26 protein-coding genes are annotated in these 25,528 nt (G+C 64.4%); 17 read left to right on the top strand and 9 right to left on the bottom strand.

Annotated elements, in window-relative coordinates:
• Positions 1-14: 14 nt before the first annotated feature.
• Both ASF60_RS00760 and ASF60_RS00765 read right to left on the bottom strand, forming a co-directional pair.
• Positions 15-1,238 (bottom strand): NAD(P)/FAD-dependent oxidoreductase, encoded by a 1,224-nt coding sequence (locus ASF60_RS00760; protein WP_056178798.1) that lies wholly within the window; start codon positions 1,236-1,238, stop codon positions 15-17.
• Positions 1,235-2,191, bottom strand: coding sequence for a LysR family transcriptional regulator (locus ASF60_RS00765; RefSeq protein WP_056178801.1), 957 nt, complete (start codon positions 2,189-2,191; stop codon positions 1,235-1,237). Before ASF60_RS00765 ends, ASF60_RS00760 begins: the two co-directional genes overlap by 4 nt.
• 230 nt (positions 2,192-2,421) lie before the next feature.
• On the opposite strand from ASF60_RS00765, the gene ASF60_RS00770 reads away from it, so the two are divergent.
• From ASF60_RS00770 to ASF60_RS00805, 8 genes are all read left to right on the top strand, one after another.
• Positions 2,422-3,483 (top strand): class 1 fructose-bisphosphatase, encoded by a 1,062-nt coding sequence (locus ASF60_RS00770; protein ID WP_200940876.1) that lies wholly within the window; start codon positions 2,422-2,424, stop codon positions 3,481-3,483.
• A gap of 29 nt (positions 3,484-3,512) precedes the next feature.
• The gene (locus tag ASF60_RS00775; RefSeq protein ID WP_056178804.1) at positions 3,513-4,373 is read left to right on the top strand and encodes a phosphoribulokinase; all 861 of its coding nucleotides are present in this window, start codon (positions 3,513-3,515) and stop codon (positions 4,371-4,373) included.
• Positions 4,374-4,406: 33 nt separating this feature from the next.
• Positions 4,407-5,093 (top strand): ribulose-phosphate 3-epimerase, encoded by a 687-nt coding sequence (gene rpe, locus ASF60_RS00780; protein WP_056178807.1) that lies wholly within the window; start codon positions 4,407-4,409, stop codon positions 5,091-5,093.
• Positions 5,087-5,839 carry an HAD-IA family hydrolase gene (locus tag ASF60_RS00785; protein WP_056178810.1) on the top strand — a complete coding sequence of 251 codons (753 nt, stop codon included), beginning with the start codon at positions 5,087-5,089 and terminating at the stop codon, positions 5,837-5,839. Before rpe ends, ASF60_RS00785 begins: the two co-directional genes overlap by 7 nt.
• A gap of 424 nt (positions 5,840-6,263) precedes the next feature.
• Complete coding sequence (locus ASF60_RS00790) at positions 6,264-7,010, top strand: YebC/PmpR family DNA-binding transcriptional regulator (RefSeq protein WP_056178813.1); 747 nt, start codon at positions 6,264-6,266, stop codon at positions 7,008-7,010.
• A 294-nt stretch (positions 7,011-7,304) separates the two neighbouring features.
• Positions 7,305-7,871, top strand: a complete 567-nt coding sequence (gene ruvC / locus ASF60_RS00795) for a crossover junction endodeoxyribonuclease RuvC (RefSeq protein WP_056178815.1) — start codon at positions 7,305-7,307, stop codon at positions 7,869-7,871.
• Positions 7,872-7,990: 119 nt separating this feature from the next.
• Positions 7,991-8,416: a hypothetical protein gene (locus tag ASF60_RS00800; protein WP_056178818.1), complete on the top strand. Its 426-nt coding sequence runs from the start codon at positions 7,991-7,993 to the stop codon at positions 8,414-8,416.
• A 20-nt stretch (positions 8,417-8,436) separates the two neighbouring features.
• Positions 8,437-8,745 (top strand): hypothetical protein, encoded by a 309-nt coding sequence (locus tag ASF60_RS00805; protein WP_056178821.1) that lies wholly within the window; start codon positions 8,437-8,439, stop codon positions 8,743-8,745.
• Here the strand turns inward: ASF60_RS00805 and ASF60_RS00810 are convergent.
• The gene (locus tag ASF60_RS00810) at positions 8,729-9,370 is read right to left on the bottom strand and encodes a YceI family protein (protein WP_056179956.1); all 642 of its coding nucleotides are present in this window, start codon (positions 9,368-9,370) and stop codon (positions 8,729-8,731) included. The two genes, ASF60_RS00805 and ASF60_RS00810, sit on opposite strands and share 17 nt — an antisense overlap.
• 176 nt (positions 9,371-9,546) lie before the next feature.
• Here ASF60_RS00810 and ruvA point away from each other — a divergent pair, with 176 nt between their 5' ends.
• The 3 genes from ruvA (at position 9,547) to bfr (ending at position 11,234) form a co-directional block, all read left to right on the top strand.
• Complete coding sequence (gene ruvA, locus ASF60_RS00815; protein ID WP_056178824.1) at positions 9,547-10,164, top strand: Holliday junction branch migration protein RuvA; 618 nt, start codon at positions 9,547-9,549, stop codon at positions 10,162-10,164.
• Positions 10,165-10,416: 252 nt separating this feature from the next.
• A complete protein-coding gene (locus ASF60_RS25385) occupies positions 10,417-10,674 on the top strand; it encodes a (2Fe-2S)-binding protein (protein WP_082507666.1) in 258 nt (85 codons plus the stop codon).
• A 62-nt stretch (positions 10,675-10,736) separates the two neighbouring features.
• Positions 10,737-11,234 carry a bacterioferritin gene (gene bfr / locus ASF60_RS00820; protein WP_056178826.1) on the top strand — a complete coding sequence of 166 codons (498 nt, stop codon included), beginning with the start codon at positions 10,737-10,739 and terminating at the stop codon, positions 11,232-11,234.
• 276 nt (positions 11,235-11,510) lie between these two features.
• Here bfr and ASF60_RS24185 read toward each other — a convergent pair whose 3' ends face one another.
• A complete protein-coding gene (locus ASF60_RS24185; protein ID WP_156633726.1) occupies positions 11,511-11,681 on the bottom strand; it encodes a hypothetical protein in 171 nt (56 codons plus the stop codon).
• A 210-nt stretch (positions 11,682-11,891) separates the two neighbouring features.
• Between ASF60_RS24185 and ruvB the strand changes: the two genes are divergently transcribed.
• Positions 11,892-12,944 (top strand): Holliday junction branch migration DNA helicase RuvB, encoded by a 1,053-nt coding sequence (gene ruvB / locus ASF60_RS00825; protein WP_056179959.1) that lies wholly within the window; start codon positions 11,892-11,894, stop codon positions 12,942-12,944.
• A 9-nt stretch (positions 12,945-12,953) separates the two neighbouring features.
• Here ruvB and ASF60_RS00830 read toward each other — a convergent pair whose 3' ends face one another.
• Complete coding sequence (locus ASF60_RS00830) at positions 12,954-15,713, bottom strand: bifunctional diguanylate cyclase/phosphodiesterase (RefSeq protein ID WP_082507667.1); 2,760 nt, start codon at positions 15,711-15,713, stop codon at positions 12,954-12,956.
• Between the two features lie 382 nt (positions 15,714-16,095).
• On the opposite strand from ASF60_RS00830, the gene ybgC reads away from it, so the two are divergent.
• The 5 genes from ybgC (at position 16,096) to tolB (ending at position 20,849) form a co-directional block, all read left to right on the top strand.
• Entirely contained in the window at positions 16,096-16,539 is a 444-nt protein-coding gene (gene ybgC, locus ASF60_RS00835; protein WP_056178830.1) for a tol-pal system-associated acyl-CoA thioesterase, read from the top strand.
• A gap of 252 nt (positions 16,540-16,791) precedes the next feature.
• On the top strand, positions 16,792-17,508 hold the full coding sequence (tolQ, locus tag ASF60_RS00840; protein WP_056178834.1) for a protein TolQ: 717 nt from the start codon (positions 16,792-16,794) through the stop codon (positions 17,506-17,508).
• A 27-nt stretch (positions 17,509-17,535) separates the two neighbouring features.
• Positions 17,536-17,982 carry an ExbD/TolR family protein gene (locus tag ASF60_RS00845; protein WP_056178837.1) on the top strand — a complete coding sequence of 149 codons (447 nt, stop codon included), beginning with the start codon at positions 17,536-17,538 and terminating at the stop codon, positions 17,980-17,982.
• 13 nt (positions 17,983-17,995) lie between these two features.
• Positions 17,996-19,378 carry a cell envelope integrity protein TolA gene (gene tolA, locus ASF60_RS00850; RefSeq protein WP_056178840.1) on the top strand — a complete coding sequence of 461 codons (1,383 nt, stop codon included), beginning with the start codon at positions 17,996-17,998 and terminating at the stop codon, positions 19,376-19,378.
• A 151-nt stretch (positions 19,379-19,529) separates the two neighbouring features.
• Positions 19,530-20,849 (top strand): Tol-Pal system beta propeller repeat protein TolB, encoded by a 1,320-nt coding sequence (tolB, locus tag ASF60_RS00855; RefSeq protein ID WP_056178844.1) that lies wholly within the window; start codon positions 19,530-19,532, stop codon positions 20,847-20,849.
• A gap of 23 nt (positions 20,850-20,872) precedes the next feature.
• Here the strand turns inward: tolB and ASF60_RS24190 are convergent, their stop codons facing one another.
• The 4 genes from ASF60_RS24190 to ASF60_RS00865 form a co-directional block, all read right to left on the bottom strand.
• Complete coding sequence (locus tag ASF60_RS24190) at positions 20,873-21,241, bottom strand: hypothetical protein (protein WP_156633729.1); 369 nt, start codon at positions 21,239-21,241, stop codon at positions 20,873-20,875.
• Positions 21,242-21,298: 57 nt separating this feature from the next.
• Positions 21,299-21,451: a hypothetical protein gene (locus ASF60_RS24195; protein WP_156633731.1), complete on the bottom strand. Its 153-nt coding sequence runs from the start codon at positions 21,449-21,451 to the stop codon at positions 21,299-21,301.
• 179 nt (positions 21,452-21,630) lie between these two features.
• Positions 21,631-22,863, bottom strand: coding sequence for an MFS transporter (locus ASF60_RS00860; RefSeq protein WP_056178847.1), 1,233 nt, complete (start codon positions 22,861-22,863; stop codon positions 21,631-21,633).
• Positions 22,864-23,280: 417 nt separating this feature from the next.
• Positions 23,281-25,449: a protein-disulfide reductase DsbD family protein gene (locus tag ASF60_RS00865; protein ID WP_056178850.1), complete on the bottom strand. Its 2,169-nt coding sequence runs from the start codon at positions 25,447-25,449 to the stop codon at positions 23,281-23,283.
• Between the last annotated feature and the right edge of the window lie 79 nt (positions 25,450-25,528).

Genomic DNA, 25,528 nt, shown 5'->3' on the forward strand with positions numbered 1-25,528 from the left:
TGCTCCGTTAAATCCTATCGGGCGGTGGCAAGAGCTTTCAGGTCGCACGTCGCGTCCGCCGCCTGTTCGGGACTCAAACGGAGACCAAGGCCGAGGATGCGCCGGGCCGCCATGTGATCGGCGGCTCTGTCCACTGTCTCGACGCCGGTGAGATCTCCCGCCCTGAACCGGAACACCGACAATCCCGTTGCCGACGGACGCAGCACGCTGACATCGTCCGGCCGTGTCAGACCTGCGATCTGGAGCTTATGCGGCCCTTGATCGCTCCAGAACCACGGTACCGCGGCATAGGATGTCGGGCGCCCGGTCAGGCGTGCCGCCAGACAGCGAGCCTGATCCACGGCGTTCTGGACCGATTCAATCCGGACGGGTTGCCCCGCCGCGAACCGACTTGGCACGCACGCACAATCTCCCACCGCCGAAATCCCCGGATCGGATGTCGCCAGAACCGCGTCGGTGTGAATACCGTCGCCAACGGCAAGACCAGCGGCCTCGGCCAGATCCTCGTTGGGAATGACGCCGATGCCGACCAGGACAAGATCGGCTGCGATCGAGGAGCCATCGGCCAGTTGAACCTCGGCCACGCGACCATTCTTGCCCTCCAGCGCCGAAACCCCGGCACCGAAGGCGAAGCGTATCCCGGCTCGGGTGTGCGCGTTCGTGAAGAAGCGAGCTGTCTCGGGCGAGACGGCCCGGGCCATCGGCCGGTCCGCCGCCTCGATGACGGTCACGGGAATGCCGGAGCCGGCACAGATGCCGGCGAATTCCAGGCCGATGAAGCCCGCACCGATGATCGCGATGGCGTTTGCTCTGTCACGGGCCGCCCTGAGAGCGTCTGCATCGGCGAGGGTCCGCAGTTGATGGACGCCTGCCAGGTTTGCCCCTGGGACCGGTAGCGATCGATTGCGGGCGCCAGTGGCCAGCACAAGATGGTCGTAGGCCAGCGCGCTTCCATCGCTGAGCGCCACGCGTCGTTTCCGGCGGTCGATTGCCGTCGCGGTCACACCCGACCGATGGGTGATCCTGTGTTCGACGAAATAGGATGGCGGCCGCAGGCAGAGGCCGGCCGCATCGGTCTTCCCAGCCAAATAAGCCTTCGACAGGGGGGGGCGCTGATAGGGCAGGCCCTCGTCGCCCAACAGGGTGATGGGATCGGCAAAGCCCGCCTCGCGCAGGGAGGCCGCGACCTGGAAGCCGGCCTGACCGGCGCCGACGATGACGACACCGGCCGTGCTCATGCCTCGAACTCCGCGGTGACCGACGACGGGTTCTGCGAAAGCCGGAGTTGGGGCAGCCAACGGCCACCGTCCTTGGCAACGTAATCCCAGAACGCCGCAGCAGCGGGGCCCAGAACCTTGTCGGCCCTGCGTACCGCGTACCAGTCGCGTCGGATCGGCAAGCCCTCCACGTTGAGGACGGCGAGGCGCCCGCTGTCCAGTTCGGCTGCCACCGTATGGGCAGAGATGAGGGCGATGCCGAGTCCTGCCATCACAGCCTGCTTGATCGTCTCGTTCGAACCGGAATCGATCCCCAGGCGGGCGCGCTTGATCATGACGCCTGCCATGAACTCCTCGAACACCGTGCGGGTGCCAGAGCCTTCCTCGCGGACGAGAAAGGATTCCTGAGCGAGATCCGCTCGCGTCAGGCCCGCGCGACCGACGAAGGGGTGGTGCGGTCCTGCGATGATCACGATCGGGTGTGGCCCGAAGATTTCTGCTTCAATGGCGAAATCGCGCGGCGGACGGCCCATGATGGCAAAATCGATCTCGTAGTTGCGCAGAGCCTCGACCATGGCGCCGCGGTTGCCAACCGTGAGATTGATCTCCACCGCCGGGTGCAGGCCGACGAAGCCGGCGATCACCCCCGGAGCGAAGTACTTGGCCGTGGAAACCACCCCCATGGCCACACGTCCGCCGCTGCCCCCCTTCAGGGTCTCCAGGCGGTCGGCGCAGGTTTCGAGCACGGTGTTGATGCTGTTGATCGCCCACAGCATCTCGCGCCCGGCATCGGTCGGTTTCAAGCCTGTGGGCGTCCGGTCGAACAGCATCAGGCCGGCTTCCTCCTCCAACTGGCGGATGCGCGCGTAGAGGGCGGCCGAGGTCACGTTGAGCTCCTGCGCGGCACGCGTCATGGTGCCGAGGCGGGCGACCGCGGCGACGGCCTGGAGCTGTTTGAGGGAAAGGTTGCGCATCAGGCGGTTTTAGTTTTTTTGGAATCGCTCGCAAGTTTTTTCAGAATTCTTTCGGTGATACGATGTGGGCCGTGAGGGGGCCGAAGCTTTCGAAGCCCTGGTGTCGCTGGCCGCTCTCGTGCCAAGGGGCAGGATGCGACGGTGAACGGTCGGTGAGCGAAAGCGGAGTCTTCCGCTTCGAAGCTGTCGGCCGGGACCTCCCTGTCAGGAATGAAGAAGGACGGACGTTCATGTCGACGGTGTCTCTGGAGTTCGGATCCACTCTCGCGGATTGCCTCGCGACAATGGTAACGGCCGATGCGCAACTCGCCGATGCGGCGGCCGTGGTCGCCGCCTGTGCCGAAGCCGCCGTCGATGTCAGCGAGGTGATCGGCCGGGGCATGCTCGGCGGAGCCGATCTCGCCGCCACCGGCGAGCACAACAGCGACGGCGACGTCCAGAAAGCGCTCGATGTCCTGGCCCACGAGCGATTCACCGAGGCTCTGCGCGGTGCGCCGGTCGCTGTGGTGGCTTCGGAAGAGGCCGAGGGCATGATGCAACTCACCGCCGGCGCACCGCTCGCGGTGGCGATCGACCCGCTCGACGGCTCATCCAACATCGGCGTGAATATGGCGGTGGGGTCGATCTTCGGCATCCGTCCCGCTGTGGCCGGAGACGCGGATTCGATCTCCTCCTTCACCACCCCCGGCACTGCGCAGATCGCAGCAGGGTTCGTGACCTATGGGCCGGCGACATCCCTGGTCGTCACGCTCGGCCACGGCACGCAGATCTACACGCTCGACCGCGCCGAACGCACCTTCCGCCTGACGCACCCGCGCCTGGACGTCGTTATTTCGGCGAAGGAATACGCGATCAACGCCTCGAATGCCCGGCACTGGGACGGACCTGTGAAGGCCTATGTCGAGGATTGCCTGCGCGGTTCGGACGGTCCCCTGGACAAGGACTTCAACATGCGCTGGCTAGGCTCGCTGGTCGCCGATGCTCAGCGCGTGCTCCTGCGCGGTGGCGTCTTCCTGTATCCGGGCGACAACCGGAAGGGCTACGCCCAGGGGCGCCTGCGTCTCCTCTACGAGGCCGCCCCCATTGCGATGCTGATGGAGCAGGCCGGTGCCGGTGCGATCGATGGCGAGCGCCGCATCCTCGATATCAGCGCCACCGGCATTCACGAGCGCGTGCCGCTGATCTTCGGTTCGCTCGACGAGGTCGCGTGCGTCGCGAAGTACTACGACGGTCGCAACGCCGCTGCCGGCCGCTCGCCCCTGTTCGGGCAGCGCGGCCTGATGCGCAGCTAGCGCACCGGCGCGGGTCAGCACGAACAACGATGTCTGCGCGTCACCCCATCATCTCGGTCACCGGCTCCTCGGGGGCGGGGACCACCTCAGTCCGCAACACTTTCGAGCAGATTTTTCGCCGCGAGGATGTGAGCGCGGTCTATATCGAGGGCGACGCATTCCACGCCTATGATCGTGACACGATGCGACGGATGATGGCCGAGGAGCCCAACCTCAGCCACTTCGCGCCGCGAGCCAACCTGCTGCCCGAACTTGAGGAGGTGTTCCGCACCTACAGCGAGTCAGGTCGTGGGCGAACGCGCCACTATGCGCATGACGGAGCGGACGCGGCGCAGTACGGCACCGAGATCGGGACCTTCACGGCCTGGGAGGAGTTCCCCACGGGCTCCGACCTGCTGTTTTACGAGGGGCTGCACGGCTGCGTTGTCGACGACAATGTCGACATGGCCCGCTACGCGGACCTCAAGATCGGCGTCGTGCCGGTGATCAATCTCGAATGGATTCAGAAATTGCACCGGGACCGCTCGTTCCGGGGGTATTCCACCGAGGCCGTTACCGACGTCATCCTGCGTCGCATGCCAGACTACGTGCAGACCATCTGCCCGCAATTCACCTGGACTGACATCAACTTCCAGCGCGTCCCCATGGTGGATACCTCGAATCCGTTCATCGCGCGGTGGATTCCCACCGCCGACGAATCGATGGTGGTGATCCGCTTCAAGGACCCCAAGGGGATCGACTTCTCCTACCTGATCTCGATGATCCAGGGCTCGTTCATGAGCCGCGCCAATTCGATCGTCATCCCGGGCGGCAAGCTTGATCTTGCCATGCAGCTCATTCTGACGCCGATCATCATGCAACTCGTCGAGCGCAAGCGCCGGATGGCATAAGGCTCCGGTGATGCGCAGCAGAGGACCCCATTCATGAACGGCCCGATCATCTCGCCCTCAATTCTCTCGGCGGATTTCGCCAAGCTCGGCGAGGAGGTGCGCGCGGTGTCCGAGGCGGGTGCCGACTGGATCCACCTCGACGTGATGGACGGACATTTCGTGCCCAATATCACCTTCGGTCCGGCTGTGATCAAGGCGCTACGACCGCACTCGGCCAAGCACTTCGACGTGCACCTGATGATCGCCCCCGCCGACCCCTACCTCGCGGCTTTCGCGGAAGCCGGCGCCGACACGATCTCGATCCATGTCGAGGCCGGCCCACACAGTCACCGCTCGCTCCAGGCGATCCGCGATCTCGGAAAGCGGGCCGGAATCGCCCTCAATCCGGGTACGCCGGCCTCTGCGATCGAGCCGATTCTCGATCTCGTCGACCTCGTCCTGGTGATGACGGTGAATCCCGGATTTGGTGGCCAGAGCTTCATTCCCTCGACGCTGGAGACCATCCGCCGAATTCGCACGATGACCGCCGGGCGGGATATCGACATCGAAGTCGATGGCGGCATCAGCCCCGAAACGGTGGCGCTTGCAGCGCGTGCCGGCGCCAACGCCTTCGTGGCGGGCAACGCCGTGTTCAAGGGCGGTGCGGCGGGCTACGCGGAGCGCATTGCCGCGATCCGTGCCGGTGCCGCGTCTGCGGGAGTCGGCCCCCTCGCATGCTGAGGGCACTCATCTTCGACGTCGACGGGACGTTGGCGGAAACAGAGGATCTGCATCGGCAGGCCTTCAACGGCGCCTTCGCGGATATGGGCCTGCCGTGGTCGTGGTCACCGGCCCGCTATGCCGATCTTCTCACGGTAATGGGAGGCAAGGAGCGCCTGCGCCACTACGTCGAGACCGAGCATGCCGATGAGGTTGATGCCTTGCGCTCGCGCATGGGGGAGATCCATGACCGCAAGACCCGTCGCTACGGAGACCTAGTGAAGGGTGGCAACCTCGCGCTGCGCCCAGGCGTCGGCCGACTGATCGCCGAGGCGCGGGCCGCGGGCATTAAACTCGCGGTGGCGAGTACGACGAGCCGCCCCAACGTCGACACGCTGCTGCGGATCAACTTCCCCGCGGGCGATGTGCCCTTCGACGTGATCGCCTGCGGCGACGAGGCGGCCCGCAAGAAACCGGCCCCCGACGTCTTCGACCTAGCCCTCCGGCGACTGAACGTCACTCCTTCGGAAGCCGTCGCCTTCGAGGATTCCGCTGCCGGCATCCGCTCGGCCCTCGATGCAGGCCTGCCGGTGATCGCCACCCGCAGCCGCTACACCGAGAGTCACCGCCTCGACGGCGCGTTCTCCGCGGTCTCGGATCTCGGCGAGCCCGGCGCGCCGCACCGACACCTCTTCGGACACGCGTGGCCGGGTGGCATCGTCAGTTTGAGTGCCCTGCGCGCCTGGCACGCCCACGTCGCTTCCTGAGTGCGCGCAACGTCAGACTTTCGGGCGCCCTCCACGTGAGCGCCCGCGCGTTCCGATCTGTCCGATGGGTTCGCCCTCGGCACGCTTCGGGAACAGGATCGCACCGGCAACCACCCCGAGGATTCCCGCGATCCCCAGCTTAAGCCAGCGTTGCGTCATCTCAGGCTGGGTTCGGGCGTCCGCAAGGAGCGTCTCGGAGCGTTCTCGATGGATGGCATCGTGCGTCATTCCAACAGGATAGCGTCCGCGAAGCGGAATGCCACCGCGCCGATGCCAGGGTTGCCCACGGTGCGCCGCAGCGTTGTCATCGGTGCGGCGGGCGGCCTATAAGCCGGCCAAATCCGTTCGTCCGGCATCGCGGGCGTGCCGCCCCGGCAGATGGCCCTCGCGATCCGCCCTCGTTCTTCCAGTCTAGGGTCACGTCATGGCCGGCCATTCCCAGTTCAAGAACATCATGCACCGCAAGGGCCGTGTCGACGCGGTCCGCTCGAAGCTGTTCGGCAAGCTCGCCCGCGAAATCACGGTGGCCGCCAAGCTCGGGCTGCCCGATCCGGCGATGAATGCCCGCCTTCGTGCCGCCATCATCGCGGCGCGCGTCGAGAACGTGCCCAAGGACAACATCGAGCGCGCGATCAAGAAGGCGCAGGGTGCCGATGCCGAGAGCTATGACGAGATCCGCTACGAGGGCTACGGTCCAGGTGGTGCCGCGCTCATCGTCGAGGCGCAGACCGACAATCGCAACCGCACCGCTTCGGACGTGCGCTCGGCCTTCACCAAGTCCGGTGGCAGCCTCGCCGAGACGGGCGCCGTCTCCTTCATGTTCGATCATGTCGGCGTCGTCGAATTCGACGCCAAGGTTGCGGATGCCGATACCGTGCTGGAAGCCGCCATCGAGGCCGGCGCGGACGATGTGCGCTCGGACGAGAACGGTCATGAGATCATCTGCGCTCAGGACGCCTATGGCGAAGTCTCGAAGGCGCTGGAGGCGCGCTTCGGCGAGCCGCGCCGGACTGCCCTGGTGTGGAAGGCCCAGAACACCATCGAGGTCGATGACGAGACCGGCGAGAAGCTGATCCGCCTCGTCGAGGTGATCGAGGACCAGGACGACGTCCAAAACGTCTTTGTCAATTTCGCGCTCTCGGACGCGCTCATGGAGAAGCTTCAGGGCTGAATGCTCTGGAACCGGTTGCTTGAGCCGGCCTTCAGAATGTCGCGGTCACGTTTGATCTCGTCATCGAGAATGCCGGCCTCACGCGCGCGTTTTAAAGGCCGAAGCAAGAACTCTGGCGGCGATCACGCCAATCTCTCGCAAGAGAGTTTCGACGCTGATCTGACGTGGGGCTGACGCGTTCGCATATCCGAACGCCGTGGCCGTTGGCATAACGCTCCGTTCACGGTATGTCCCTAACGCTCGGATCGGCGCGAAGTCCGCGCCTGGAGCCGACCCGTCCATGATTGTGTTCGCATGACGCTTCCCGTCCGCATCCTTGGCATTGACCCGGGCCTGCGGCGCACCGGTTGGGGCGTCGTGACGGCCACGGGTACGAAGCTCGCCTATGTCGATTGCGGTGTCGTCACCTCTGACGGAGATTTGCCGCTCGCCTTGCGCCTGCGTGAACTCTACGAGGGCATCACTCGCATCGTGGAGTCGTTTCGGCCCGATGAGGTCTCCGTCGAGGAGACCTTCGTCAACAAGGACGCGCAGGCGACGCTCAAGCTCGGCCATGCCCGCGCCATGGCCCTTCTGGTGCCAGCTCTGGCCGGAACGCCGGTATTCGAATACTCGGCCAATCTCATCAAGAAGACGGTCTCCGGCTCGGGGCATGCCGAGAAGGCGCAAATCCAGGCCATGGTGAAGTTCCTGCTGCCGCTGGCGCAGTTCAAGGTCGCCGACGCAGCGGATGCACTTGCCATCGCCATCACCCACAACAGCCATCGGGGAGGGCATGCGCTGAAGCGCCAGCACGCTCCCGTCGCCGGGGCGAGCAGCCTCGCGGCGGCCCGGATCGCGGCCGCCCTGGCGCGCAACTGAGGCGGTGCATGGCCCCGACTTAGACGTCGAGGCCATGCACCCATCCCGGCTAGGCGGTTCGCACCTTCTGAGCATCCCAGCGGATTGGGTGGAGATCGAGCGAAATGGCTGATCCTGGAATGACGCGTCCGACGCTGCCGATGGCGGACACGTTTCGGAATGCGTTGATCGTCGCGCCTCCGTCCATGCGCAGTCTCGGCCCCGCCACAACCTTCGCGTTCCTCGTCGTTCTTGCCAAGGAAGCGGCGCACACGCTGATGGCTGATGCGGCCGCACCCGTCCGCTTCCACGAAGACATCTTCCTGGTCGATGGGATCTGTACGATTCTACTCGCCCCCTACTGGATGGCGATGTTCCGGACGATCATCGGAGTCGATGGCTCCGTGCAGGCGATCGTCACTGGGCGAGCCGGCCCCTTCCAGGACTTCCTGGCTCTCGAACTGTTCTGGCTTCTGGTCAGTGGTGTATTGGATCGGGTGCTATCGACCGACACTTTCGGATCAGCCCGGGTGATCCCGGCCTCTCGGCGTGGATCGCCATCCTGATCCTGCAGATCTGGAGCAGCATGCTTGCGCCTGCGCTGGCAGCTGGCGCTCCCGATGCGAACCTGCGCGCGGTGATCGCGATGACCCGTGGGTCGGCGGGACGGATCGGCCTGATCCTCGTCGCAGCCATTCTGCCCCTGGGCTTCATCGACCGCATGCTTCACGGGTCCGAGCGGGCTGGCGCAGATCTCTCCCCGTTCGTTTTGGCGATTCGGATTCTTGCTTCCGCCTTGATCGAAATGGCGATGCTGGTGCTGGTGACGGCTCTGCTCGCCGAGATCTATCGCTGGCTGCGGGCGCCGGGGCGTGGGGTCACTCTAAAGCCTTGAATTCACCCTCGAGACGCAGGGAAACTTCGTCGCCGATCATCGGCAGGTAAGCGCTGATGCCGAAATCGGAGCGCTTGATGACAGCCCGTCCGTCGAAGCCGACGGTATAGGCCTTACTCACCGGATTGGTCCCGGCCTGATTGAAGGTCGCGTCGAACCCGAACGGCTTGGTCACGCCCTTCAGGGTCAGGTCGCCGTTGATCCGCGCCGTGGTCGGGCTGGTCGGTTCGATGCTGGTGGCCGTAAAGGTCGCCCTCGGAAACTTCGCGGTATCGAAGAAGTCGGGGGACTTCAGGTTCTGATTGAGGTGGTCGTTGAGGCCATTGATGCTGTCCGTACCGATGGTGACCGTGAGACTGGATTTTCCGGGTTCCTTCGGGTCGAGCACCGCCCGAGCGCTCACATCCGTGATCGACCCGTAATAGGTCGAGAATCCGAGGTGGCTCACCGACCAGGTGATCTTGCCGTGTGCGGGATCGAGGACATAGGAGCCCCGACGCACCTGAGTTGGATCGCTGGAGGGCGCTGCCGAAGGCACAGTGGCAGTCGCCGGTGTCTCGACGGCCGCGACCGCGCCGGCGGTGAGCAGGAATCCGAAGGCGAGAAACAGCGCGGTTTGGCGCATCGGGTCGGTCATCCGTGTGTCTGGGGTCAGGCGCCTTTGATTTCACGAACCTCGCCCGGCCTCAAGACATACGAGGCCGGGGAGGGAACAGTCGCTTGTCGTTGGCGCGACGCGGCACATGGCGCTCCGGTGTGCCGCCTTGTAGGCATTCCGGCGGCAGGAGAATGGTTGAGGCGATGATTGGCAAGCTGAAGGGGGTGATTGATTCCTACGGCGAGGACTTTGTGATCCTCGACGTCCAAGGGGTGGGGTACGTGGTTCACTGCTCCGCCCGGACGCTCCAGCGCCTGCCTGGAATCGGCGAGGCGGCAGATCTGGCGATCGAGACTCACGTCCGCGAGGACATGATCCGGCTTTACGGCTTCCGCTCGGATGCCGAGCGCGAGTGGTTCCGCCTACTCCAGACCGTACAGGGAGTGGGGAGCAAGGTCGCTCTCGGGTTGCTCTCGGTGCTCGAGCCGTCGGCCCTGGCCTCGGCTATCGCCATGGGGGACAAGGGGGCGGTCGCGCGTGCACCCGGTGTCGGTCCGCGTCTGGCCGCCCGCCTCGTGGCGGAACTCAAGGACAAGGCCCCCGCCTTCGCAGCGATCGATCCTGCGGTGATCGCGCTGTCGGGTGCGGTCGAGAATCGCACCGCGCCACAACCCGTCACGGATGCCATCTCGGCCCTGGTCAATCTCGGCTACGCTCCTGTTCAGGCGTCCTCTGCCATTGCCGAGGCGTTGAAGCAGGCTGGAGAGAGCGCAGAGGCGAAGACGCTGATCCGGCTGGGCCTGCGCGAACTCGCTCGCTGAGGTGGACATCGTCTCGCGCGAGACGATTGCGTCCTTGACTTCGCCATCATCCGTTGCCAGATCGGGTGCGAAGACCTAACCTTCTGATAACAAAGCAGTTTTCAATAATTCTAATCTGGCGACCAATTCGATGCATGGGTTCGGTTTTCGCGCTCAAGCATCACTGTCGCTCATCCTTCGACGGAGCAATCGGGGTCATCCTACCCGATGGCCTCACCCAGCGGCACGAGCCACGCACGAGTTACGGTCCCAATGATCGTCTGTTCCTGCAACGTCCTGTCCGATCGAGCTGTGCGCGCCTGCCTGCATCGTGGCCCGGATTGTCCGCGTACGCCGGCCCAGGTTCAGGCCTGCCTCGGGTGCAGCCCGAAATGCGGGCGCTGCGCCCGGACCATCCGCGGCATTCTACAAAATGCTCTCGATGAGGCGGCGCATGCGTGTACGGCGACTTGCGCGAGCTCCTGTAGTTTGGTCAAGGTCCAAACTGCTGAGGAGGGGATTGCCGCCTGAGCGCCCATTCCGGGTGCTGAAGCTCCCCTCCAGCTTAACGTGCTTCGAGGGAGATTGGGCGGATGAAGGGTGATGCGAAGGTCGTCGAGTACCTCAATCGAGGACTGCGCAGCGAGCTAACGGCGGTTAGCCAGTATTGGCTCCATTTCCGCATGCTCAATGATTGGGGCTACATCGATCTCGCCAAGTTCTGGCGCAAGGAATCTATCGAAGAAATGAACCATGCGGATCGGTTCGTCGATCGCATTCTGTTCCTCGACGGCTTCCCGAACCTCCAGGAACTTGATCCCCTGCGGATCGGCCAGAACGTCCAGGAGATCATCGAGTGCGACCTCGCTGCCGAAAATGAGGCACGCGCCCTGTACCTTGAAGCCGCCAAATATTGTGATTCGATCAACGATCGCGTCTCGAAGCGCCTGTTCGAGGATTTGGCCGAGGACGAGGAAGGCCATATCGACTTCCTCGAGACGCAGCTGGAGCTGATCTCGCAGATCGGCCTGCCGCTCTACGCGCAGAAGCATATCGGCGGCCTGGAGCCGATCGCTCCGGAAGCCGAGTAGCGTCGGAACGCCTCGGGCGCCGGGCTTCAAGCGCGGCGCTCACCCGGTGAAGACGCCGTGGCAGATCCCACGCAGCCGAAGCGTAACCCGAGCCCCTGGGAGGTCCAGAATGGTTTCGGGGCCTTCAGGCACAGGAAAGCGGCTCCAACTCGCCTCTAACCGGACGTCGATCTCGACATACGGTTGGTCCCCTGTTGCCGGTGCTTAGTGCTTGAGGGACGGCAATCGCGGCTAACCCTGCAACGCGTCGATATGGTCCCGAGCCTCCATCCCAGGTCAGAGAACCTCGAACAGGCCGCTGAGGCTATCCGCCGATGTCGCTCTCGGCGCGACGCGCCATTCATACCCACCGATCGACTCCCTGCGCTCGTTGCCGAGCTTGTCGCCGGGAAGGTCCTCGAACTCATTGAGGGCCGCCCCTTCGTACGCGTGCAACGCACTGCTCACGGCGCCGCGCTCCGCTCCGGGTGGCCGAGCCCTTTCCGAGGCGTTGCGGAGGTCCTGTTCCACGACGCAATGTAGCGCGCGCGGCGCCTTTATGCGACATCGGCCACGAGAACAGATGATGGACGCGGGCGCCACTGCCCACTACCGAGAGTCCGTGTGAGCAAACCTCCGAGACCCGCCTCGAAGGCGTCGGCACCAAAATCGCCGACCCTGCACCCGCTGCCCGAGTCGCTGCTCACGCCCGAGCGGCGCGAGGATGACCTGGAGCAATCGATCCGCCCGTTGAGCCTATCCGAGTTCATCGGACAGCGGGCGGCGCGTGCCAACATGAGCATCTTCATTGAGTCGGCGAAGAAGACTGGTTCCGCGCTCGATCACGTCCTGTTCGTTGGCCCGCCCGGCCTGGGCAAGACGACGCTGGCGCAGATCGTAGCGCGTGAGCTCGGGGTGAACTTCCGATCGACCTCCGGTCCCGTCATCGCCAAGGCGGGTGATCTGGCGGCGCAGCTCACCAACCTCGAAGAGCGCGACGTACTCTTCATCGATGAGATTCACCGTCTTAATCCGGCGGTGGAAGAAATCCTCTATCCAGCGATGGAGGATTATCAGCTCGACCTCATCATCGGCGAAGGACCGGCTGCGCGCTCCGTGAAAATCGAGCTGCCTAAGTTCACTCTGGTCGGCGCAACGACCCGTGCTGGCCTTCTGACCACGCCCTTGCGCGACCGCTTCGGCATTCCAATCCGCCTGGAATTCTACGACGTCGATGAACTCGAACTGATCGTGAGCCGCGGCGCCCGGGTGCTGGGCCTCGGCATGTCGGCCGAGGGGGCCAACGAGATCGCCAAGCGTGCGCGAGGCACGCCCCGTATCGCTGGGCGGCTCCTGCGCCGAGTGCGCGACTTCGCCATCGTGGCCGATGCCCCGACGGTGACGCGTGCTATCGCCGACCGGGCGCTTCAACTCCTCGACGTCGATCCGGCGGGTCTCGACGTCATGGACCGCAAGTACCTGACGATGATCGCAAAATCTTTCAACGGTGGACCCGTGGGGATCGAGACCATCGCTGCCGCGCTGTCCGAACCGCGCGATGCCATCGAGGACATCATCGAGCCGTTCCTGATCCAAAAGGGCTTCGTTCAGCGGACGCCGCGCGGGCGGATGCTCACGCCCCACGCTTTTCGGCATATGGGATTTCCCGGGCCCCGACGCGAATCGGGCGGGCAGTTCGGCCTGTTCAATGCGGACGATCCGGACGCCTGAACCGACCCATCAGGCCGCGTCGCGTTGCGGCTTCGCGTCGACCCGGGCTTCGTGAAAGCTCGATATTGCGGATGCCGGGTTCGCGAGAAAGCTCGTCAGGTCTGCGAGCGGAAGGGGACGGCTGAACAGGAAGCCCTGCACTTCATCGCAGCCCTCGGCTTCTAAAATGGCGGCCTGCTCCAGCGTTTCGACACCTTCGGCCACAACACCCATGTTGCAGGCCTTACCTAGACCCACCATCGCCCGGACGATGGCGACGCTGCCTGCGTCCCGCCCCAGAGTCCGGACAAAGCTCTGATCGATTTTGAGCTTGTCGAAGGGAAAGCGCCGCAGGTAGCTGACGCTGGAATAGCCGGTGCCGAAATCGTCCATGGCGATCCGCAGACCGAGGGCTTGGAGTCGATGCAGGGTCCTCAGGGTCTCGGCATTGTCCTGGAGCAGCACGGATTCCGTAATCTCGAGCTCCAGGCGGCTTGCGGGAAGCCCGGAACGCATCAGCGCTTGGGCTACGTCATTGACGAGGTCGCCCCGGACGAACTGCACGGACGAGAGATTGACCGCGACTTTAAGAGCATCCGGCCAATCGACCGCATCGTGGCAAGCCTGAGCCAGCACCCAGGCCCCGATGGGCCGGATCAATCCGGTCTCCTCCGCCAGCGGAATGAACGTCGCGGGGCTGATCAGACCGTGCTCCGGATGGCGCCAGCGCAGCAGGGCCTCGAAGCCGTTGAGGGTGCGAGCCCGCGCCGCGACGAGGGGTTGATAATGCAACTCGAACTGGCCAGCAGCCAACGCGCGGCGTAGCTCAGCTCCGAGACGATGACGTCGCTGGATCGCCGTATCCATATCGTCTGCAAAGAAACGCCAGGTTCCGCGACCCGCTGCTTTGGCTTGATACAGTGCCACGTCGGCACGGCGCAGAATGGTATCGCTGTCGGTGTCGGCCTCCGCATCCACGACCGCAATGCCGATACTTGTGCCGACCACGATCTCCTGGTCCTGAAGCGTGAACGGGATCTGGAGCATGGCGCCGATGCGCGCTGCGAGATCAGCCGCATCCGCGGGATCGGCGATCCCGGATTGGACGATAGCGAACTCGTCGCCGCCCAGACGGGCGACGAAGTCCGTCGCCCGCAGGCAGTCCTGCAGGCGCTGTGCAGCTTGGCGTAAGAGGGCATCGCCGTCCGGGTGGCCCAGCGTGTCGTTCACCATCTTGAAGCCGTCGAGGTCGAGATACAGGGCAGCCGTGAGCGATCCGGAGATCCGTTGATCGAGGACGGTCTCCAAATGTTCGCGCAGGAAGGCACGGTTCGGAAGGCCGGTGAGCGTATCGTGACGTGCCATCCGAAGGATCTGCGCCTCACTCTGGCGCCGATCGGTGATATCTTCATGCGTGCATTGCCAGCCATCACGGTTGGAAACGTGCTTGATGGCGATGGCTCGCCCATCCGCGAGATCCCATGTGAAGGCTGCCGGCATTTCCCAAGCACTCTCCCGGTTCGGCCAGGGCGGGCCTCGATCGCCGTTGCACGCGACAAGATAGGCCCGGATCGAGGCGAGTGTCGTTCCGGGCTGTCGCAGGTCCGACGGCACAGCGTAAAGTTCGATGTAGCGCGCATTCATGACGACGAGCCTGTCGTCCGAGTCGAACAGGCAAACGCCCTGCGCCATGTTGTCCAGTGCGATCCCGAAGCGAGCATACTGATGACGGAGGTCGCGTTCGCTCCGGGCTTGCTCCTCAGCGCGCAGCAGCATCTCCTGTCCGCGGGCCTGACGGAAACCAAGCACCAGAAGGCCGATGAGGCCGAGATCGAGCAGGCCTGCCGACAGGCCGAGCACCATAGCGTGACGGTGCCAGGGTGCGAGCGCCGCCGCTGTGGTCCGGCTGACGCTCAGGATCGCAGGGTAATTCGACAGAGTTCTGGTCGCGACGAAACGGTCCTGTGCATCGATAGGGCTGACGGTTCGAGTGACACCGCCGGCCCGATTCTGCGCGGCGATCAGGGCGGCACCGGTCGTCGAATAGCCGCGCCCGATCGCACCCTCCCAATGCGGATGGCGGACCAGAAGAACCCCGTCTGTCCGGAACATGGAGATGACATAGTCGGGTTGTGGCGCGATCTGGCTGTAAAGGCCGGTGAAGTACTGCAACTCTACGGCCCCGAGTACGAGACCTAGGAAGTTGCCATCCGGGGCGGAGATCTTGCGGGCGATATAGAGCGTCCAGGTTCCGTTGCCGCGATTCTGGACCGGTTCACTGATGAAGCGCTGAAGCGCAGGATTTGATGCCAGCGCCTTGAAGTAGTCCCGGTCGGCGATATTGACGTCGGGGATCGGCCAGAACCGCGTGAAGTTGCGCAGCTTCCCGGTATGGTCGACCACTGTCACAGCATTGACCTGGGGCAGGGCCGCCGTTCGAGCCCGGAGGGATTCGTGCATGGCGCGCGTCGTGAGATGGACGTCGAATGCCGCTGGCGTCGTGATTTCGGCCGCTCGGACCTCGTCGATGACTGCCTCCTGCACCAATTCGATCGCCTGGAGGGCGCGGTCGGCCTGATCTGCCAGGACGGTCGTCAAGCTGATGAGGTTCTGCTCCGTGTCGGAGACAGCACGGTCGTGAAGGTCCATAACGAACAAGACTGCGCTCGCCGCAATGGCGAGTCCGAGCAAGGCATCTGCCAGTGTCGGTAAGACAAAGGATTTGGAGAGAAGGTTTTTTATCACATTGATCAGGTAAGAAAATCGTATCCGAGCCTTAGCCAAAAGCATGATACCATCCTGAGCACCATCATCATGGCTTGCTCACTGATGCAGCAACGCTCAAGTCAGCTTCGTCAAAGAGCCAAGAGCTCTGCGCACAGGCGCATCTCTTGCGACCAGTGAGGAAACGGGTTAATTTTTCCTATGAGACCTCCCGACGTGAGCGCGGCGGTGCTTGGGATGGTTTGCACGCGCTGGTTTTAATCGGCCGAACATTGAAGTGGAACTTCGTTGCTCGAGATCGCGAATCTGCTAGAGCCGCCAGCCACTAAGCGATCCAAACGGTCCGCCTCCCCCAAAGCGGCGTTGACGATCCCTTCGACTGCTGCCGCAAAACACGGCGAGGACGCAATCTACGCCGTACCCCATCACGAATTCGGGAGCCTCACCGTTGACCCTCGGGAATCCTGGCGAACACACCCTGCAAGTGCGCGTCTACTATGAAGACACGGACTTTTCCGGCTTCGTCTACCATGCGAGCTACCTCCGTTTCATGGAGCGGGGGCGCACCGAACTCCTGCGTAGTCTCGCCGGTGATCAGTCCGATCTGCATCGAGATGCGGAAGGTCTGCATTTCGTGGTTCGACGGATGGTGATTGATTATGCCAAGCCCGCGCGGATGGACGACATCTTGATGGTCGGGACCTGGACGACCGCGATGAAGGGCGCGTCAATGCACCTCGCCCAAGAGGTTCGGCGCGGGGACGAGGGACTGGTGAAGGCGGAGGTCGTCGTCGCTTGCGTTCGCGACGGTCGGGCAGTCCGCCTGCCCGACAGTTTGCGCCTGAGACTCGCCCCGGACCAAAGCGGTGATCACCTGCAGTCAAGCCGCTGAACGATGGACTGATCTCCCGGACCTCGCCGGAATGAGGGCGACCTTCACCTCTGGGGACGGCAAGGGAATGTTAACCCTGACGCATGCTTAACTGATCTGAGAGCGGGCGTGTGCGATGCACAAGGCGCCCCATACTTTCGACAGATTCGCGAGCCATTGAGCCTTGAAATCGCACAAGGTTCTGATTGAGGCGCGTGAGTCGGACCGCCGAATCCGTGACGCCTGCGCGCGGGGTTTTTCGAGGATCATGTCATGAACCCAGCCGATGCCATGCAGGCGATGCCGGCCCCAGACATGACGTTGCTCGGCCTGTTCCTTCAGGCGCATTTCGTCGTGAAGGTCGTGATGCTCGGGCTGATCGGCGCATCGATCTGGTGCTGGTCGATCATCGTCGACAAGACGCTGCTGTTTCGTCGGACCAAGGCTGAGATGGACGCCTTCGAGGAGGCATTCTGGTCCGGGCGGTCGCTCGAGGAACTCTACCGCTCGTTCAACGATCGTCCGGCCGTCGGGCAAGGCGCTTTGTTCGTGGCCGCCATGCGGGAGTGGAAACGCTCTTTCGAGGGTTCCGGACGTCAGATCCAGAGCTTGTCTCAGCGGATCGACAAGGTGCTCGATGTAACGATCCAGCGCGAAGTCGAGCGCCTTGAGTCCCGCTTGCTCTTTCTCGCCTCGATCGGTTCGGCAGGCCCCTATATCGGTTTGTTCGGGACGGTCTGGGGCATCATGACGGCCTTCACGTCGATCGCGGCCTCGAAGAACACCTCTCTGGCAGTCGTGGCGCCTGGCATTGCCGAGGCGCTGTTCGCAACGGCAATCGGTCTCTTTGCTGCCATTCCGGCCGTGCTCGCCTACAACAAATTGCAGGCGACGGTAGCCAAGAACCAGTCGCGCCTCGAGGGTTTCGCCGACGAGTTCTCCGCCATCCTCTCGCGGCAGATCGACGAGCGCCTCTCGCTCGTCGCCTGATCCCACACCGATAGCCGAGGAACGAACATGGGCATGGCCCACGGAGCAGCGCAGGGCGGGGGCGGACGGCGTCGGCGGGGACGCCGACACGCTGCCATCAACGAGATCAACATGACGCCGTTCATCGACGTCGTGCTGGTGCTGCTCATCGTCTTCATGGTTGCGGCACCGATGATGACGGTGGGGGTGCCTCTCGACCTCCCGCAATCAAAGGCGAGCCCACTCAATTCCGACACCAAGCCAGTGACGTTGTCGATTCGTCAGTCCGGTCAGGTGTTTCTGGGCGAGAACGAACTCTCCGACGATACCATCGTGCCGAAGCTCACCGAAACGTCGAAGTCCGGCTTCGACGAGCGGGTCTTCGTCCGCGGCGACAAGCGGGTGGATTACGGCCGGGTGGCGCAGGTGATGGCGATCGTAACCGGGGGCGGCTTCAAGAAGGTCGCCCTTGTCACTGAGCCAGATCAGAAGTAGCGGGCGCGGGACGGTGCGGATTCCCTTCAAGCGCAGTGAACCGGGTGTCTGGGTCTCGGCCGCGACGCATGTCGGCCTGCTGACGGTCGCCCTGCTGTCGGTGGCAGCCCCGGCGCTGCCCGATGCGCAAGAGGGTGTCCCCGTTGAAGTGATGACCGAGCAGCAATACTCGGAACTCACCAAGGGCGAACGCAATGCCGACGCGCCGCAGCCGAACGCCAAGCCTCGGGCCGACCGCGTTGCCGACAAGTTCGAGGAGCGCGAGCCCGAGAACGCCAAGGTCGATGCTCCTGCCCCGCCGAAACGACCAGCCGACATGAAGGTGGCGAGCGCCGAGGAGATGCCGCTGCGTTCCAGCGAACCCGATCCGCAGGAAGCGAAGTCCGAAGCAGCCAAGGCCGAAGCAGCTAAGGCGGAAGCGGCGGAAAAGACCGCGAAGGCTGAAGCTGCGAAAGCCGCTGCCGCCGCCGAGGCGAAGGCCGTGGCCGCTGCCGAGGCCAAAGCCGAAGCGGCCGAAGCGAAGGCCGCCGCTGCGAAGGCAAAGGCTGAAGCCATCAAGCGCGAGCAACTTGCCGAACTGATCGAGAAGCAGGAGGCCGAGGCAGAGGCGAAGGCCGAAGCCGCAGCCAAGGCCGAGGCTGCGAAGGCCGAGGCAAGGACGGAGGCAGCCCGGAAAGCCAAGGCTGAAGCCAAGGCGAAGGCCGACGCGGAGGCGAAGGCCGAGAAGGAAGCCGAGGCCAAGGCCAAGGCTGCCGCGGAGGCGAAAGCCAAGGCCGAGGCCGAGCGCCAGAAGGAACTTGCCGAAGCCAAAGCGGAGGCGGAAGCCGAGGCGAAAGCTGAGGCTGCCGCGAAAGCCAAGGCGGATGCCGCCGCCAAGGCGAAGGCCAAGGCGATGGCCGATGCCAAGGCGAAGGCGGATGGGGAAGCCAAGGCCAAGAAGCAGGCCGAACTCGCGGATAAGTTCAGCGCGGGCGATATCCGCTCGCTCCTCGCCACGAAGGCGCCATCGCAATCCACCGGCGCCACAGGCCGAGAGGTACAGCGCACCGCGTCCCTCGGGGCTGCCTCCGGCAACGCCCAGCGCCTGTCACCGTCCCTGCGCGATGCTCTCGTGGGAATGCTCCAGCAGCAGATCGAGCGTTGTTACGTGGCGCCTCCAGGCGCTACGCAAGGGGTGGTGCTGCCGATGCTCGATATCCGGCTCAATCCGGATGGTACGTTGACCACCGAACCTCGCATCATGCGGGGGGGCGCGAATGCGGTCGATCGTTCGATCGCCGAGGCGGCTCAGCGCGCCGTGCGCCGATGTGCCCCCTACAAGATACCGACCCAGTACGCGCCGTATTACAACGACTGGAAAGCCATCAACGCGGAGTTCGAGTTCTCGCGGGTGTGATAGCGCCGTCAGGTGGTGACGGCGTAGAGCTTTCCGGACGCCGGGCGCTGACGTGGTTCGTCCTGCCTCGGTCCCTTGTCCCGGGTCGACGCATGCCCGCCGCTCCGAACCCATCCCCGATCCTCGCATTCCCACGACCACGGAATCGAACATGCATCCCAGTCTTCCCAGGGGCCTGACGTCGCTCCTAGCTCTCCTGGCCCTTGTTCTATTCGGCCTCAACCCGGCGACGGCGCAACTCAACCTGCGCATCGGCGGTGGATCGTTCCAGCCGATGCCGATTGCGGTCACGGATTTCTCGGGTGATCCGAGCCTCGGCCTCCTTGTCTCCAGCGTGGTCACGAACAATCTGCGTCGCTCCGGCTATTTCACCCCCGTGGAGAAGGGGAAGTTCCCCGAGGCCCCGGGTTTCGATGCGGTCCCGGGTTTCGACAAGTGGAAGGCGGCCGGTGTTCAGGCTCTGATCACCGGGCGTGTCGCGCGCGACGCCTCGGGCAAGCTCAAAGTCGAGTTTCGGCTCTGGGACGTCACCTCCGGCCAGCAGATGACAGGTCAGCAATACGGCACCGATCCAGCCAACGCGCGCCGCACCGGGCATCTCATCTCCGATGCAGTCTATACCAAGATCACCGGTCTTGGCCCCTGGTTCGACAGTCGCATCGCCTTCGTGGACGAGTCCGGCTCTAAGGAGAACCGGCGCAAGCGACTCATGGTGATGGACCAGGACGGCGCCAATGTGCGGGCGCTCACCAACGGCGACAACGCCGTCGTCGCGCCGCGCTATTCGCCGGCGACTCAAGACATCGCCTTCATGACACAGACCACCGGCCAGCAACCGCGTATTCAGGTCATCAACCTCGAGACCGGGAGCCGGCAGGCGCTCGGCAAATCCGGTTCGATGAGCACCAGCCCGCGGTTCTCGCCCGACGGCCGCCGCCTCGTGATGAGCGTTCAGGAGGGCGGCAATGCCGACATCGTCATCATGGACCTCGCCACGAAGGCGCAGACGCCGATCACCAACGGCAACGCCATCGATACCTCGCCGACCTTCTCACCCGATGGCAGCCAGATCGTGTTCGAGTCGGATCGCGGAGGTTCGCAGCAGATCTACGTCATGAGCGCCTCGGGCTCGAACCCGACCCGCATTTCCTTCGGCGAAGGATCGGCCTCGCAGCCGGCCTGGTCGCCACGCGGCGACCTCATCGCTTTCACGCGCCAGCGCAAAGGAGGCTTCGCTATCTGCGTGATGAAGCCCGACGGGACGGGCGAGCGCGTGCTGACCGAAGGCTTCCACAACGAGGGTCCGACCTTCGCGCCGAATGGTCAATACGTGCTGTTTTTCCGTGATCCAGGCGGCCAGGGCGGCGGCAAGCTCTACATGGTGGATATCACCGGCAAGGTTGAGCAGCCGGTACCGACGCCGTCCTACGCGTCCGACCCGACTTGGTCGCCGCTGCTGTCGGGGAAGTAAACGCTTCGAGCGCGGCTGGTTCTTCAGCCGCGCTCGAAGCCTCCGGTCCGACGGACGAAACCGAAGGCGGAACTCAGCGAGGCACCGGCAGCTCCGGCCGCTGCCTGAACGGCGCCTGCGGCGGCTTGCGCAGCATCGCTTGCCGTCGCCACCAGGGTTAATTCGGCATTCGTCGGGACATCGACCGGTTGGGCTACACGCTGCGCGGCCCGGGCAAAGCCCCGTCGCAGGACCTTTCGATCGTTACTGATCAAAGCCGGAAGTCGTGGATCGGCCAAGGCGATTAGCAAGCCTCCATCCTGAAATGTTATTTCCAGCAAGGTCTGAGGCTGAGACTCTTCGGCCGACACTGAGGTCAATGCAGTGGCGGCGAGTAGCGCCGTTCCGCTCAAGTCGATGTTCGACGCAAGGGCGAGGCTTCCTTTCAGGCCGTCGAGAACCTGTCCACCTCAATTCCGTGCGCCTGCGACGTCCCCGTGGGCCTCATCGGTGAAGATGCTTTCGACCGAGCGCTCGACGCCGTCCGGGCTGGTCAGAACGTCTGCCTGGTACGTGCCCCTGCCTTTGCCGCAATTCCCGGCAACCACCTTGATGTCGGCCATCGCATCCTCCGGTTCGTATCTCTACCTCTGCGTGCATTCGGCTGTCATGTATAAAAGCTCGGCTTTGAGGGACGGATTGGTGCCGGATACGGCTTGGCATCATGGATGAAGGATTTGTCCCGAGCCGATGTATCCCTCACTCGCTCGAAGCAATGCCGAGCAAGGGGTCGTCCCGTTCCTCATTCCGCCGACAGGAGCCGATCCCGTGCCCGCAGCGCCGGGAACACTCGGCCCCACAGAGCGGCGACCAGCAGGGTCGCCAGTCCACCGGCCACGACCGCGGGAACGGCGCCGATCAGAGCCGCCAGGGTGCCGGATTCAAATTCGCCAAGTTCGTTGGAGGCGCCGATGAAGACGGAATTGACTGCCGAGACCCGGCCGCGCATCGCATCCGGTGTCTCACCCTGAACGAAGGTCTGGCGCACGAAGACGCTGATCATGTCGGCTGCGCCGGTAACGAACAGGCAGGCCATCGACAGCGGCAGAGAAGTCGAGAGACCGAAACCCACCGTCGCCAGGCCGAAGATCCCCACCGCCTGAAGCATTCGCAGGCCGGCACGCCGCTGCAAGGGCCAGTAGGCGAGGGCGACCGCGGTGAGCACCGCACCGGCCGCCGGCATGCTGCGTAAGACGCCGAGGCCGAGAGGGCCGACATGCAGCACCTCGGCCGCGAAGATCGGGAGGAGGGCGGTGGCCCCCCCGAGCAAGACCGCCACGAGGTCGAGAGAGATGGCGCCAAGGACCACGGGGTGCGTGCGGATGTAGGTCAGACCAGCCGACAGCGTCGCCCAGGTTACCGGTGGGCGCTCTGCAACCGGGGTAGGGCGGAACCGGATCGCCAGGATAAGACCGCTGGCCAGGGCGAAACCGGCGGATGCTGCGCCAAACACGACCGCCGGCCCGAGGGCATAGAGAAAGCCGCCCGTCGCCGGCCCGAGGATCGAAGCGCTTTGCCAGAGAGAGGCGTTCCAGGCGATGGCCGAACCGAACAGGGGGCGTGGCACCAGCGTCGGCAGCAGGGCCTGCAACGCCGGATTGGCGAAGGCACGACCGGTGCCGATGACGACGACGAGGCCGTAGATCGGCCAAAGGGTCGTGGTGCCGAGATGCGCCGCTAGGAGAAGGCCGAGGTTGGCCAAAGCCAGGGCCGCGTAGGCGGCGGCGGCTACGATGCGTCGATCGTAGGTGTCGGCGACATGGCCCGCCACCAAGGCTGACAGCATCGCGGGCAGGAAACTCGCCAGTCCCACGAGGCCGAGAGCAAGAGCGGAGTGGGTGATGTCGTAGACGAACCAGCCGACGGCGACCGCCTGCATCTGGAAGGCGAGACCGGTGAGAAAGCGGGCGGAGCCGAAGAGGCGAAAATCGCGATTGCGGAAGACGGTCCATCGCGGCGCGGAAGCAGGGCTCATCGCGTGGTGCTGGGGGAGGGCGCCCAGCCCGTCAAGGCATGTCGGAACAGATTCCGATGGTGTGCCGTCCCGGCGGGGTTAGGCAGCTTGGCAGGGACTCTCGCGCGGCAATTCCGGAATATGGAGCCAAGGCTTGGTCATGCCGGGGAACGTTTCACTGAGTGACGTTGGCGTTTCGTCGATCCGAACGACATTGTTCCCAACGGGTCAGAAAGGCGTCGACGCAGGCCGGGTCGTTGTGACGGCCCCAGTCCTTCTCGATGAAATTCCGCGCCTCCTCATGCGGCATGGCCGCCTTGTAGGGACGCTTGGTGCAGAAAGCATCGGCGACGATGCGAGCCGTGAGCGGGCGCGCCTCGCCCGCGTGGCCGTTGGAATACCCGCTGGCATCAGAGTCTGGCCTACGCTCGGTTCGATCTATGGCCCAGTGCTCAGGGCTGCGCTGCGATCGGCGGCTGAGACAGACACCGTACTCAGAGCCTCCAGAACCAGGCCGGGCGTCAGGATCTGCGGTAGGACGGTCGGCTCTTTAGAGCCTGCATACAGGAGATATAGCGGAACTCCGCTCCGTCCGTGGCGCTCAAGCAGGCGGGTGATCTCGGGATTCTGGTTGGTCCAGTCACCTTTGAGATAAGTAATTCCGCGCGCCTTCAAACCAGCCTGAACGGCATCGGATCGCAGGGCGACGCGCTCGTTGACTTGGCAGGTGATGCACCAGGCTGCCGTCATGTTCACGAAGACCGGCTTGCCCTCTGCCAGAAGTCCATCGAGACGCGCTTGGCTGAAAGCGTCCTGCTCCGCCTGCGCCGTTGTGGACGTGGATCTGTCCCGGTCGAGTCCGAAGATGAGCGCGGCAAGCGCGACCATCGCCGCGATGGCGGTTCCGCGTGCGATCCAGCCACCCACCCGCCCAGCCGCTTGGCCACGTTCCCAGACCCAGGCCGCGAATCCCACGAGGACGAGGCCGATGAGGGCGGCGAGCAGGCCGGCCGCACCAACCTGCTGAGCCAGGACCCAGACCAGCCAGGCCACCGTGGCGTAGATTGGAAAGGCTAGGGCACCCTTCAGGGTGTCCATCCAGGCACCCGGCCGAGGCAGACGCTGCAATGCCGCTGGCCAGATCGTCAGCACAAGGAAGGGTAGCGCGAGGCCGAGGCCGAGGCTGGCGAATACCGCCAGGCTGACACCAGCCTCCTGCGTCAGCGCGAAACCGACCGCCGATCCCATGAAGGGCGCGGTGCAGGGTGTTGCAACCACGGTGGCGAGGATGCCTGTGAAGAACGATCCCTCCAGCCCGGCCCGTCGGCTCAGTCCGTCGCCGATCCCGACGATCCCCGCACCCACATGCACAACGCCGGACAAGCTGAGGCCCATAGCGAACAACAGGTAGGCAAGGCCTGCGACCACCAACGGCGATTGCAGCTGAAAGCCCCACCCGATTCCGGCACCCGCTCCCTTCAGCGCAATCAGCAGTCCGGCAAGCGTGAGGAAGGCTGTCAGGACACCTGCGGTGTAGACGAGGCCATGCAACCGAATGCGCCGGAGCGGCTCGCCGGAATGCTGCACAAGGCTCAACACCTTGATCGACAGGACCGGGAAGACGCAGGGCATCAGGTTGAGAAGGAGCCCACCCAGAAAGGCGAGGCCGGCGGCGCTCCAAAGGGTTAGCCCGTCTTCTGATGTCTGGGTGGGTATCGGCGTGGCCGGAGCGGAAGACGCTGCGGTGGAGGCGAGAGCCGTAGATGATGGTGGCTCCCCGACCGCGTAGGCGCGTCGGACCACGCCGTCAGGCGTCGTCTCGTCGAAGGCCAGAACGCCCGGCAGGCTTGCCGGCGCGACCTCCGTCGCGTCGCCGCGTGCCAGATCGATATGCAGCCCGCTGGCATCGCTGCGTGCCTGCTGGGACGCCGCATTCTCGATCGCGGTCTCCGCATAGGGGAAGTAGGCAACCGCAGACGCCCTGAGGTCGGAAGACGTGGCAAGGTGGACCTGCAGACGCCCGTTCTCGCTGCCGTAGCGAACTGGCCAAGGCGCGGGAACCGGCAGGGCTGCTCGAGCCTCCGCAAACAGCATCATCGCGCCCGGTGCCGTTCCAGAACTGGTTCCGCTGGCGGCGACCGGCAGGGTCAGGCGAAGCTCGGCCGACCCAGGCACGCATTCGCGCTCGCAGACAAGATAGGTCAGCTTGGCTTGCAGCGTCACGGCCTTACCCGGCGCCAGCGTGGCCGGTGGCATCATCTCGGCCAGGAGAACAGCCTCGCCCTCGTAGCCAAAATTCATCAGATGCGCGACCGGGATGCGGCTCGGCACCGGCCACTGGATCGGGCCAGCCGAAAATCCCTTGGGCAAGGTCCAGGCAATCTCCGGGGCGAGGCCCGAATCCCCCGGATTGCGCCAGTAGATGTGCCAATGCGGACGCATCACCAAGCGGATGCCGACCGTAAAGGGCTCGCCAGGCCGGATCGCAGAAGGCTCCCCAACGAGGGACGCCTTCACCAGGTCGGTCGGCACCTTGAACCCCTGCGCATGCGCGACAGGAAGGAGGAGACCGAACAGCGTAAGCGCCAGGGCGAGAAGCCGGATCATCAGGGCCTATTCGGTTCCGGAAGCGGCGAGATTACGTCCGTTCCACGCGGGCACAAAATGCCGAAGCCGCGAGACCCTC

This window comes from Methylobacterium sp. Leaf113 (genome assembly GCF_001423325.1).
In the GTDB taxonomy this organism is placed as follows: Bacteria; Pseudomonadota; Alphaproteobacteria; order Rhizobiales; family Beijerinckiaceae; genus Methylobacterium.